Origin of the sequence: Parahaliea maris, assembly GCF_008064665.1 — a bacterium.
Taxonomy (GTDB): Bacteria; Pseudomonadota; Gammaproteobacteria; order Pseudomonadales; family Halieaceae; genus Parahaliea; species Parahaliea maris.
Genome location: NZ_VRZA01000001.1, coordinates 1 through 11,680 on the forward strand (window position 1 = coordinate 1; position 11,680 = coordinate 11,680).

Sequence of the window (11,680 nt, forward strand, 5' to 3'; positions counted from 1 at the left end):
GGAGACGTCGAGCAAAGACGGTGGTATTCCGAAAACAACAAACCCCGGCTAAATAACCGGGGTTTGTCAGCAGTCTGAGCCCGCGGTCAGCGGGCTTTTTGCAGCGTGAAACGCCGGGGGCCCAAGATCAGGGCAAGGGCTCAACCTCCTTGAGCTTCAGTTTGGTCAGTTCGTAGGGCGTATCGGGCTCGGGGTAGGTCGTGTAGTGGGCATTGTTGACGTACAGGGAATCCCCGAGAATCGCGCCGCTGGCTACACCGTCAAGGTTGTCCGGATCGGTGATATAACCAACCAGCCTACCCTGCAGCAGTGCCTTGTCCAGCGACACCACCTGTATGCGATCGATATCGTCAGGGTCGCCGGGATTAGCCGGGGTGAGGATATAAAGCGTGCGTTCATGCATCACGATGCCGTCAATGAACCCGGTCAGGGGCGGTTCAACGGCAACCCGGTCCGAGTGTCCCGTTAGCGGGTCCACACGGTAAATCTGCGCCGTCACCGAGTCCCCGATAATCAGGGCATCCCCTTTCGGGGTCGCCACGATTCCGTTGGCCGTGAAGGGGGTATTTTCTTCGTCATCCCCCACCATCGGGATGGGCAGCGCGCCTTCCCCCTCGATCAATTGACCGTTGCGTGACAGCGGAAGCCGGTAGATGAAGGGGGCACTGAAGTTGGTGAAATAGACCGCCTCGCGAGTAATTGCGATATCGTTGATAACCTCGCCAAAGGGCGACAACTGGATCGTGGTGACCTCCTCACCCGTCTCGGCGTCGAATACCCAGGCATTGCCCCAATAGCAACCCGCCGCGTACAGGTAGTTGCTGCGGGGGTCCACTCGCATACCGAGCTTGTAGCAATCCGTTTCCACGTTGAAGTTATCTTCGGGCTCTACCAGGACCGCACCCTCGCCGCTGCGCAGGTCAACTTTGTAGATCGAGCCATCGATGGAGCTGCTGTAGGCCGTCGTCCCACGACCAATAGTGAAACCCTCCACCGGGGACCCGGTGAGCACCGGTACTATCTTGGGAAATGCGTTAGCAGTGGCGGGCTCAGCCTGTACCGGGAGTGTACAGGTGGCCGCGGCCAGGACGGCGATCATCAGGCGTTTCTTCATGGCATCTTTCCTCATTAGCCCAGAACATATTGATGGCGATGCAGCCAGTGCACGAGCAGCCGGGGAAGTACCGTTGGACAAGCGGGCGAGAGCCCTCCGCGGCTTTTGCGGCTGCCTGGTCAGAGGCTAGGATGAGACAGGCACGGGAACCTGATGAAACGCCGATATATTGCCGAGCAATTACCAGGAATTATGCAATTCATTGATTTTTATAGTTATTTTTTTCTACGATCTGGCGCGCCACTCGCAGCCTGAAAACCTGTGGGGGGCGAAAAACCCACCCCGGGTATGGAAAGTTTCAGGAGCATCAACGGCAGAGGAAAAGAAACCAGGCCCGGGAAATTGTTACTGGTAGTCCCCTTCGCGGTAGAACCAGCGGCCCCCAATACGCTCGAAGTGACTCACCTCGTGCAGGCGATGGCCGCGCCCGGCTTCCTTGTAGCGGGCGACGAATTCCACCGTGCCGGTATCGTCCTCCGGTCCGCCCTGTTCACTGCCAAGGATACGCAAGCCGATCCAGCGTTGCGCCGGATCGAGGCGCACCCGCGAGGGACGTGTCGCCGGGTGCCAGGTCGCCAGCAGGTAATCGGCCTCGCCCCGGGCAAAGGCCGTGTAGCGTGAGCGCATCAACTGTTCGGCCGTTGGGGCGCACTCTTCGCTATCGATAAAGCGGCCGCAGCAGGCACTGTAGTGCTGCCCGCTGCCGCAGGGACAGCCGGGGTCCTGCGCGACGGGTTTGCGGGACACCTGCTGTTACCCGACGTTGTGGTAGACCTTCTGGACGTCTTCCACATCGTTCAACATGTCCATGAACTTCTCGAACATGGGCTCATCCTCGGCGGGAATGGCCGCCACTTCCCTGGGCACAAACTGGATCTCTTCGATTTCGAAGTCGATTTCGCCAAAGGATTCGTTGAGGGCCGTGCGCGCCTTGGCGAACTCGGTGGGTGGGGTAAACACGGTGATCTTCCCGTCGTCGGACTCGATGTCCTCGACCTCGACATCCGCCAGCATCAGTGCTTCCAGCACGGCTTCTTCGTCGTCACCGGGGAAGACAAAAATGGCGCAGTGGTCGAAGGAATGGCTGACGCTGCCCGGGGTGCCGAGCTTGGCCTTGGTCTTGGTGAAGCACTGGCGTACGTCACCAATGGTACGGTTGGGATTGTCGGTCAGGCAGTCCACGATGACCATGCAGCCGCCGGGGCCAAAACCCTCGTAGCGGGCCGGCGCGAAGTCCTCACCCGCCCCGCCCCTGGCCTTGTCGAGGGCCTTGTCGATGACATGCGCCGGGACCTGGTCCTTCTTGGCTCGATCGATGGCACTGCGCAGGGCAAGGTTGCCAGACGGGTCGACACCGCCCTGCTTGGCGGTCACGTAGATGACGCGTGCGTGCTTGCTGTAGACCCGGGCCTTCTGGTCCGAGGTCTTGGCCATGGATTCCTTGCGGTTCTGGTACGCTCTGCCCATAAATCTGATCCGGAAAAGGCGCGTATTTTACCCGAAAAACGTCGCTTCGCCAGCGTGATGACCACAACCACCCGCTGCCCACCGCCCCCCTGCCACGGCAACATTGCCGGAAAGGAGCCGCCGCAGCGGCAGAAAATCAAGACCGGGGGCCAAAGCCCCCGGTAATCCCTACCTCACTTGAACGTGATCTCGCGCAACAGTGTCTCGCCCATGATGGTCCTGATCTCACCGCGTTTGATGTTCTGCTCCTGCCCCTTGTCCAGTGAACCGAACAATTTCTCGTTCTGTGCATCGTAGTAGGAGCGAGGCGTGTCGAGCATTTCGGCGCCAGACTTCCATTCCACCATCAGATACAGGTCCGGCTCATCATTGGCACCATTGACGTTATACATCATGCGGTAACTCAGCACCTTGCCATCAGCAATCAGCATTTCCATGCTCTTTTTCCACGCCCCATTAATGTTTTCCAGGTAATCATCGAAATGACCGGGGTGTGTATCAACAGCGGTTACAGTCCAATAGGTACCGGGGTCGTAAACGTAATCTTCTGCGATCGCCGCCAGGGGCAACATCGATACAGTTAAAACGAGTGCAAGCTTTTTCATATTGTTACCTTCATGCAAGTCATTGGACCACGTCTCAGCTGGCAGACAGAACAAGGATGCGCGGTGGCGCCATGGCGCCCATTTGCACATACACGCCCACATACCCGTCAACTGAACTGCCGTGGAATTCGGGTGAATCTGTACAACGGGTTCCAGGTGGGCTCCAAAACCTAGTAATGACTATAGACCAGTAACCGGAATCCGCTGCCGATTGTTGAGGCTTGCCTCACAAATCCGGCGCCGGCGCGCCGGACAAACTTGCTTGCAAATAATATATCGGTTGATACCATTTAAAGTATATCAGCCGTTAACTTTCGGGATGACCATCATGCGCACCAACATAAAGCAGGGCAGCGGCCCCAGCGTCGACTTCTCCAATCCCCCGGGAGCACCGGCCTACTGCGCTCCCGATTCCATGCAATGGCGCATTTACAAGAACCCTATCGCCCTCGGTATCGGCGGCATCTGCGCGGTGTTGCTCGAGTTTGCCGACCCCCGTATCCGCAGCGGGGTCTGGGACCACTCCACCTACAAGATCGATCCCATCGGTCGCTCCCAGCGGACCGGGTTGGCGGCCATGGTCGGCGTGTACGCCCAGCGGGAAACTGCGGAGAAGATGATTGCTGGCATCACCCGCCTGCACCACAAGGTGGAAGGCAAAACACCGGCAGGGCAGAGCTACCGGGCCATGGATCCCGAACTGCTCAACTGGGTGTACGCCACGGCATCCTATGGCTTTGTCACCGCTTATGATCGATTCGTCTGCCGCCTGACAGACGATGAGAAAGACCGTTTCTGGAACGGCGGCGGCGAACTGGCAGCGCTTTACGGCGTCACCCGTACCGCGAAATCGGAGGCGGACTTTATGGTGATGATGGAAGCCCTGGCCCCCGGTTTTGAATCCCACCCCATCAACACCGAGTTCCTTGATATTGCCCAGAACAGTGACTCTGTTGGCGGCATCCCCCTGTTTGTGAAACGGGCGATTACCCGCGCCTCGGTATCGCTACTCCCCCCCCTGGTCCGTGAAAAGCTCGCGCTGGGTAAAACCTGGGACCTCACGCTATTCGACCGCATGCTGCTGAAAGTCATGGGGCAACTGGCTGAACGCAAGTTTGATCCCGAGTCCGCTCCCGCGCTGGCCAGTGAGCGTCTCGGCCTCCCCGCCAACTTCCTGTGGCAGAGCCACAACCGGCAACAGACACTGCTGGAGAATGCCGGGCTGGACGGGCGTGCTCCGGCAGGGGTTCAGGGAGTCCACTGACCACGGTCAGTTCCCGGGTAAGCCTCCCCCCTGCTTCGAGCGGAGTGGACTCCCTCCACCACATCGCTATAGTAGAGCGATAACTAACACTGCGCGGCCGGCGGGAGAGCGCCGGCGTTCCGGGGAAGGGAAACAGCTTTGGGAGTCTCGCACGAGTTCGGACCCTGGCAGTTCGATGTCGATACCGGCGACCTGACACGGGCCGGGGATGTGGTGCGGCTGGAACCAACCGTCGCCAGGGTCCTGGATTACATGCTGTCCAACCAGGACCGCCTGATCACCCGCGCGGAGCTGATCGAGCAGGTATGGCGCAACCGGGTGGTTTCCGACGATTCCATCAACCGGGCGATTTCCATACTTCGCCAGTCCCTCGACCGGGAGCAGCGGGACGCCTACATCAAAACCCTGCCGCGCCGGGGTTATCGCGCCAGCTTCCCGCCACCGCAACGTGCCCCAACCCCACCACCAGCCGCAGCAGCCGAAGAAACTGTTCCGGAAACGCCGCCACTGGAACTGGTCACCGAAACGGCCACCGCAGCCCCGGTGCGCACGCAGAGCGCCAGATGGGCAGCCTACGGCGCGGTAACCGCGGTACTGATTGCTTTCCTCCTGACCTACCCCTGGCGCAACACCGATAGCCCTGCACCGGCCGCGGCGACCCTGGCAGTGCTCCCCTTTCAGGAACTGGGCGGTGAGCAGGAGCCAAAATATCTGGGTGAGGGCATCAGCGACTGGATCATTCTGCGACTTGCGGATGTGAACGAGCTGCAGGTCACCGCCCGCACGTCATCGTTCTCCCTGCGCAACCGGGGAATGACCATCGAGCAGATTGCCGAGGCGCTGAATGTCAGCCACGTTCTGGAAGGCAGTGTGCAAAAACAGGGGGACCGCCTGCGGGTTATCGCCCGCCTGATTCGCGGCGATTCCGAACGGGAAGTCTGGTCCAACAGCTTTGACCGGAATATCGACGAGCTGTTCTCCATCCAGGACGATATTGCCCATGCCATCGTCGCTTCACTCAAGGGCACCCTGCTGCGCGGGGAAAAGGACGAGTACGAGCCGACCGCCGCAAGCTTCCAGCTCACCCTGCGCGGACGGCAGGCCTACAACCGGCACACCCAGGCGGGCTACCTCGACGCAACGCAATACCTCGAGGAGGCGGTGGCTGCAGACCCCGAATACGCCCTCCCCCACCTGTTGCTGGCGAAGACCCTGCGCGCCTCGATTCATGCCGATTCGGTGGTGCACATCTACCCTTCCGGAGAGCGCGAGGCCATCCTGGCCTCTATCACGCAGCACCTCGATACCGCCCTGCGCCTGGACCCGATTCTCAGTGAAGCACACGCGCTGCGTGCCCAGATACTCCAGCAGCGGGGCGAAGAGGCAGCGGCGGAGGATGCCTTCCAGCAGGCGCTGGAATTCGGGCCCAACAATCCGGAGGTGCTGGCGGACTACGCCCGCTGGCTGTCAGAGCGCCAGCGCAACGAGGAGAGCCTCGTTGTGCTGCGCCGCGCCGCAGCCCAGGACCCGCGCAACAACCGCCTGCAGCAACTGCTGGGGCGCGTATTGTGGGGCATGGGCCTGGCGGAACAGGCGGTCGCGGTGATCGAGGAAAACCTGCGCATTCACCCGGATGCGGCCAATAATCTCAGCCTGCTGGCTCGCTGGCATATGCAGCTCGGTGAGCCGGGGCAGTCCATGCTTTACTACATGGCCGAGCGCGACCTGGATCCGGATAACCCCCACCGGCAATGGGCCGTGTGCCTGATGCACTGGCAACTGTGGGACAATGCCACCGCTCTCCGCTGCATTGACCACCTATTGGCCGACCACCCGGACTATTACGAGGCCCGCAAATGGCAAGCGGAGCTGCAGGGCGACCACGCACGCGCTACCGAAATCGTACTGGAGCAGATCGAGCGCTATCCGGATGTTCAGTACTACAAGCTGCAACTGCTCTCGCTCTACACCGCGCAGGCGCGTTGGCAGGCAATTATCGCCCTCGCCCGGGAGACATTTCCCGAGCTGACGGAACGTCCGCCGAAAATCAACGATATCAATATCTGGGCAGCACGCGAACTCGCCACGGCTCTGGCCCGTACTGGCCAGGACCAGGCCATGCGTGAGCTTTCTCAGGCTTCCCTGCAGCACATCGACCGCACGCGCAAGCTGCAACGGGGAGGCTACACCACCGGCATCGACGACCTCGTTTTCCTGGCGTTATTGGGGCGCACGGAAGAGGCCTTCGAGCGCCTGGAAGCAGCGATCGACCAGCGTTTCTCGTTTTACTCGCAGGTCATCCTGCTGGCTCCTGAACCCATCGACACCCTGCGCGGCCCCAGACTGGAGGCCCTCATCGACCGTCAGCGCGCCTTCCTGGAATCAGAACGCCGGTGGTATCAGCAACAACTGGCGCAGCGGATGCCCTAAGCCTGGCGCGGTGTACCGCGCCGCCAGGCAATCCACAGCAGTGTGACCACCAGCGCAGCAGCGAGCAATGAAGGTATGAGGATGGGTAGCTGCCGATACCACTCTGTAAAGCCCCCCCACAGGGATCCCGCGCCGGCAAGCTCGAAGCCCAGTTGCTGGGCGAACACCACCACCCCGCAGATCACAAAAGGCTCGCCCCCCGCGCCGCGCCAGCGGCTGTGCAGGCACAGGCCCGCCAAGACCGCCAATAACACGCCCTGGGCCAGGCGCAGATTGACCGGATACTGATCCAGGGAGCTCATCAGGAGCCCCGGCACCCAGAAACCGATAAAGCGGGACAAGGCCGGTGTCAGCAATAACAGGGCGCTACAGGCGAACCAGCGAACATGGCGCTGGGGCCGGGCCCGGTCCCGCAGTGCAGCACCGACGAAGCCCGCAAAAGCTATCAGGGCAATGGCGTTCATGAAGGCGATATTGACACCGAAACGCACCGCCAGCGGATGCTCGCTATTCAACATGGCGTGAATGGACGCCAGCCCGCAGGCCACGAACAGCGGCGCCACTAACAGGACACTTCTCCCCAGCCAGCGGTGCCCGCTGCGATACCCGGTGCGAGCGAGCCAGGACTGGCTGATCAATAACAGCAGCCAGGCCGCTCCCGTCAGCCCGTGCATGTGCTGCAGCGGGCTGGCCTGCACAAAATGCAGCAGCCAGGAGGGGTAGAACGCCGCTGCCGCCAGCGCCACGAGCCCTGCCAGAAACCAGTGCGCAGACGAATAAGGCGAGGTTCCCACCCGGTCGCTGGACACGCTCATCACAGGCGCAGGTCAAAGCGCAGGCCCACGGTGCGCGGGCGCAAGGTCAGCAAACGATTGTCGCGGGTATTGCCGAGATTGAGGATCGCTTTGTCATTATCCGTGAGATTCTCGCCATAGGCCGTCACCGTCCAGTGCTCTGTCGCCAGCGACAGGCTGGCACTGACGTTGGTATAGCTACTGTTGTCCGCCTTGTCGGGATTGGCCAGCGACTGACCGCTGAGGTTGGAGAAGCGATTGGTGCTCTCACCCACGTACTGGGAGTCCAGCCGCGCAGCGAAGCGGCTACTGGCAAAGGCGCTCCATTCGTAGACCAGCCCGGCAGCCGCGAGAAAGTCGGCCGCCCCGGGAAGCGCATCACCTTCGACGGCGCCTGAATAGAACGACGTCTCGGGCGTTGTATCCTCGATCTCCGCGTCCTGCCAGGTCAATGCAAGCCGCCCGCCGAGACCGCCCGGCAATACCAGGCGCGATTCCAGCTCCACGCCCTGGGCCAGGGCGTCACCCGCGTTGGCAATGTAATTCAACTGGTCCGATGGCCGCAGGGCGTCCACCTGGATATCGGTCCACTCGGTCCGGTAAACGGCCACATTGGTCTGCAGCCTGCCGTCCCACCACAATAACTTGGCACCCACTTCCAGGTTCAGGGTCTGGTCACTCTGGTAGCCTTCCGGAATAAAGATGTCATCCGGGTTTACAAAGCTGGGGCCGTAATTCGGGTTGGTCATGGCGGCGCGGTAACCGCGGGATGCCGTCGCGTAGTAGTGGCGGTCATCCGCAGGCTCCCAGGACAGCCCCGCACGCCAGGTCCAGTCGCTGTCATCGATGTCGTTGCTGAAATCGGGCGTTGGCTGCAGGGCAAAGGTAGCGAAGTCGAAGTTTTGCGCTGCATACTGCCGATAGCGACTGTCGGTACGAAAGTAGCGCAGCCCGGTCGTCACTGACCATTGCTCGCTGAGGTGCAGGGTGGCATCGGCGTAGACGGCCTGTTCCTCGAAGGTATGTCGCGTCTTGCCGGACACAAAGAGGTCATCTGCCAGCACGCCGGGCCCCAGTATGCCGTTCACCAGGGCCTGCAGCCCCTCCAGGTAGAGATTGAGGGGGGCGTCGGTCTGCGTGTCGAGGTAGTACACACCGGATACCCAGGACAGTCGCGCCCCTTCAGAAACCAGCCTGACCTCCTGGACCAGTGTCTCGTTGGCAAACGGGCCACTCTGCGTGTACAGCGCTCCGAATCCAGGCACGTTGTTAAGCACCGCGTCCCAGTTGGCCTCGCTCTCGCGCACACTGGTCAGCGACTGCAATCGCAGCGTCTCGTTCAGCTGCCAGTCGATATCGAGGTGGTAGAGATCCATCTCCGCCTGTCGCCCCTCGCGGATCGGGGAGCTGCGGCGGTATTCACCGAGTTCCGGGTTCCAGCTGTCGGCGTCCTGCGGGTCGCTGTCGATACGCATGGCACTCAATTCGAGGGACAGCCTTTCACTGGCCTGCCACAACAGCGTGGCCCGCAAATTGCTGTCTTCATAGCGGTTGTCTGTACCCAGCTGCACATTTTCGACCCAGCCGTCGTCCTCTCGCCAGGACCCCACCACCCGCAGTGCCAGGGTGTCCTCGATGAGCGGCACATTGGCCATGCCGTCGAACCGGCTCCGCGCTCCCGTATCGCCCCCGTTGGCGTAATCGGCCCGCAAGGCGCCCTCCATGCGTTCCAGGGACGGGCTGTGAGTGACGATGCGCACCGCGCCCGCGAGTGCCCCGGAACCGAAGAAGGTGCCCTGTGGCCCGCGCAGGAATTCCACCCGCTCGACGTCGTACAGGCTCATGTCCGGCTGGTAGAGCTCGGCATAGGTCCCTGTCACCGGCATGTCGTTGATGTACAGGGCGGCGGGGTCCTGGGTCAGCTGGGTCTCCCCGATGTCGGTATTGAGTCCACGAATGTTGATCGTAGAGCGGTTTTTCAGTGGCTGGCTCAGGGATACACCAGGCACCTGACGCAGCATTCCTGCGAGATCGTCCGTACCGGTCCGGGCCAGCTCAGCCCCGGTCAGTACCGAGACGCTGCCTCCCACTTCATCGGCCGACATCTCGCGCCGGTAGGCCGTGACCAGCACGTGCTCCATCAACAGCGGCTCCCGGCCTGCATCGGCGCCCGGCCCGGCCGCCTGCTGGGCCATGACCGGGTCCGCGGCGATAGCAATCGCCAGCGGTGAAAACGAGAGTATGGGGTGAAAATACCGTGCAGTTCCTGTCATGTCGCGCCACCTGTCCCTGTCAGCAATGGAATGTCCGGCAAAGTCTATACAGCACGCACCGAATTCCCATCCCGGCGCCCGGATGATTCCCTGATGAATTCCTTACCAAAGCGTATCTATCTGATTTAAATGGATTTATCTTTCAAGCCGCGCATCGGGAAGTGGTCGGGCTGCAGCTGGAAATTGGCGTAAAGATCACTCACCGCAGAACTATTGCCACCGATGGCACAATGCGGTAGTATTCTTGCCACCGGTAGCAAAACAACATAACACTGTACTCGTCGCAAACGCGGCTCAAGGTGCCCCGGAACATGAACACAGCCTCTTCGCACACCCGTTTTATGTCCGCCCTGCTGGGCCGGGCCCTGGTGTGCCTTGCTTGCGCAGCGAGCGTTCCGTCCTGGGCAGAGACCGCAATTGACTGGAGCCGCGCCGACGCCATCGTGGCGTCCATCGAATTACCCGACATCCCCGATGTCACCTTCGACATCCGCGACTACGGCGCACAACCAGGTGAGCACGCCAACGCCCTGCCAGCGCTGCAGCAGGCCATTGATACGGCCTCACAGGCAGGCGGTGGACGGGTTGTCGTGCCCGAGGGGGTCTGGTACCTGGAGGGCCCGGTCCGGCTGAAAAGCCGCGTCGACCTGCACTTGCAGAGTGGCTCCCGCCTGCTGTTCGCTCCCGAAGCGGAACACTACCTGCCGGTGGTCAAACAGCGCTGGGAGGGTACCGAGGTCTTCAGCTACTCGCCCCTTATCTACGCCCGGGATGTCACCGACGTGGCCATTTCCGGCAGCGGCATCATCGACGGCAACGCCAACAGTGAATTTCACGGCTGGCACCAGCAGCAGGCGGCAGACGTACTGCGTATCCGCAAGCTCGGTTTCAACGGCGTACCGGTCGAGCAGCGCGTCTTTGCCGAGGGCACCTACCTGCGGCCAGACCTGATCCAGCTGTTCGGGGCACAACGGGTGTTACTGGAAGGCTTCTCCGCGACCAACTCCCCGTTCTGGGTCAACCACCTCGTGTACACCGATCACGCCACGGTACGCGGCATCAGGGTCGACAGCCACTTTCCCAACAACGACGGCGTCGATGTCGAATCCAGCACCCATGTGGTCGTCGAGGACTGTGTCTTTCGCACCGGTGACGACTCGGTGGTGATCAAGTCCGGTCGTGACCTCGATGGCAGAACCATCGGCCGCCCCAGCCGGAACATTGTCGTGCGCAACAACGACATGGGCGGCGAAGACGGCATCGGCCTCGGCAGTGAAATGTCCGCCGGCATCAGCGAGGTGTACATTCTGGACAACACCCTGCGCAAGGGCAGTTCGGCGTTCCGCTTCAAATCCAATCTCGACCGCGGCGGTGTGGTTGAAAACATCTATATCCGCGGTGCAAACGTGGAGGATTTCGAGAATCTGTTCTGGTTCCAGCTGGACTATCCCAGCGAGCACGGCGGCCAGTTCGACACCGTCTACCGCAACATCACGTTCACGGACATTCAGGCAGCCAATGTAGGGGCAGTGTTCTTTGTCCGCGCTCCCGCCAGCGCTCCGCTGCGCGACGTCCGCTTCGAGAACGTGACCGTGGATACATCGCAGCAGGTGTTCGACATTCGCAACGCCAGCAACCTGCAACTCAACAATGTACGGGTCGATGACCAGGTCATCGACGCCCGAATCGATTCGCTCGCGGCCACCGAGGCCGCGGTGGAGTAACTCAAGAAC

General features: G+C 61.3%; 9 protein-coding genes. 3 read left to right on the forward strand and 6 right to left on the reverse strand.

Translation table 11 applies throughout. The features are described from left to right. Positions 1-127: 127 nt before the first annotated feature. The 4 genes from FV139_RS00005 to FV139_RS00020 form a co-directional block, all read right to left on the reverse strand. Positions 128-1,114: an SMP-30/gluconolactonase/LRE family protein gene (locus FV139_RS00005; protein WP_148066204.1), complete on the reverse strand. Its 987-nt coding sequence runs from the start codon at positions 1,112-1,114 to the stop codon at positions 128-130. Positions 1,115-1,459: 345 nt separating this feature from the next. Continuing rightward, a complete protein-coding gene (locus tag FV139_RS00010; RefSeq protein ID WP_148066205.1) occupies positions 1,460-1,861 on the reverse strand; it encodes a YchJ family protein in 402 nt (133 codons plus the stop codon). A 6-nt stretch (positions 1,862-1,867) separates the two neighbouring features. Then, positions 1,868-2,581: a YebC/PmpR family DNA-binding transcriptional regulator gene (locus tag FV139_RS00015; RefSeq protein ID WP_148066206.1), complete on the reverse strand. Its 714-nt coding sequence runs from the start codon at positions 2,579-2,581 to the stop codon at positions 1,868-1,870. A 173-nt stretch (positions 2,582-2,754) separates the two neighbouring features. Then, the gene (locus FV139_RS00020) at positions 2,755-3,186 is read right to left on the reverse strand and encodes a hypothetical protein (protein ID WP_148066207.1); all 432 of its coding nucleotides are present in this window, start codon (positions 3,184-3,186) and stop codon (positions 2,755-2,757) included. Positions 3,187-3,514: 328 nt separating this feature from the next. On the opposite strand from FV139_RS00020, the gene FV139_RS00025 reads away from it, so the two are divergent. Both FV139_RS00025 and FV139_RS00030 read left to right on the forward strand, forming a co-directional pair. Beyond that, entirely contained in the window at positions 3,515-4,450 is a 936-nt protein-coding gene (locus FV139_RS00025; RefSeq protein ID WP_148066208.1) for an oxygenase MpaB family protein, read from the forward strand. 138 nt (positions 4,451-4,588) lie between these two features. Further along, on the forward strand, positions 4,589-6,880 hold the full coding sequence (locus tag FV139_RS00030) for a winged helix-turn-helix domain-containing protein (protein WP_148066209.1): 2,292 nt from the start codon (positions 4,589-4,591) through the stop codon (positions 6,878-6,880). Here the strand turns inward: FV139_RS00030 and FV139_RS00035 are convergent. Beyond that, positions 6,877-7,695 carry a hypothetical protein gene (locus tag FV139_RS00035; protein WP_148066210.1) on the reverse strand — a complete coding sequence of 273 codons (819 nt, stop codon included), beginning with the start codon at positions 7,693-7,695 and terminating at the stop codon, positions 6,877-6,879. The genes FV139_RS00030 and FV139_RS00035 overlap by 4 nt on opposite strands. Further along, complete coding sequence (locus FV139_RS00040) at positions 7,695-9,947, reverse strand: TonB-dependent receptor (protein ID WP_148066211.1); 2,253 nt, start codon at positions 9,945-9,947, stop codon at positions 7,695-7,697. The genes FV139_RS00035 and FV139_RS00040 overlap by 1 nt, the downstream gene beginning before the upstream one ends. Positions 9,948-10,258: 311 nt before the next feature. Between FV139_RS00040 and FV139_RS00045 the strand changes: the two genes are divergently transcribed. Then, positions 10,259-11,671 (forward strand): glycoside hydrolase family 28 protein, encoded by a 1,413-nt coding sequence (locus FV139_RS00045; RefSeq protein WP_213003984.1) that lies wholly within the window; start codon positions 10,259-10,261, stop codon positions 11,669-11,671. Positions 11,672-11,680: the final 9 nt, after the last annotated feature.

Bases quoted from the DNA above. Each gene is read 5' to 3' on its own strand.
- FV139_RS00005 (WP_148066204.1), bottom strand. From the start codon at position 1,114: ATGAAGAAACGCCTGATGATCGCCGTCCTGGCCGCGGCCACCTGTACA.
- FV139_RS00025 (WP_148066208.1), top strand. From the start codon at position 3,515: ATGCGCACCAACATAAAGCAGGGCAGCGGCCCCAGCGTCGACTTCTCC.
- FV139_RS00040 (WP_148066211.1), bottom strand. From the start codon at position 9,947: ATGACAGGAACTGCACGGTATTTTCACCCCATACTCTCGTTTTCACCG.
- FV139_RS00045 (WP_213003984.1), top strand. From the start codon at position 10,259: ATGAACACAGCCTCTTCGCACACCCGTTTTATGTCCGCCCTGCTGGGC.
- FV139_RS00015 (WP_148066206.1), bottom strand. From the start codon at position 2,581: ATGGGCAGAGCGTACCAGAACCGCAAGGAATCCATGGCCAAGACCTCG.
- FV139_RS00035 (WP_148066210.1), bottom strand. From the start codon at position 7,695: ATGAGCGTGTCCAGCGACCGGGTGGGAACCTCGCCTTATTCGTCTGCG.
- FV139_RS00020 (WP_148066207.1), bottom strand. From the start codon at position 3,186: ATGAAAAAGCTTGCACTCGTTTTAACTGTATCGATGTTGCCCCTGGCG.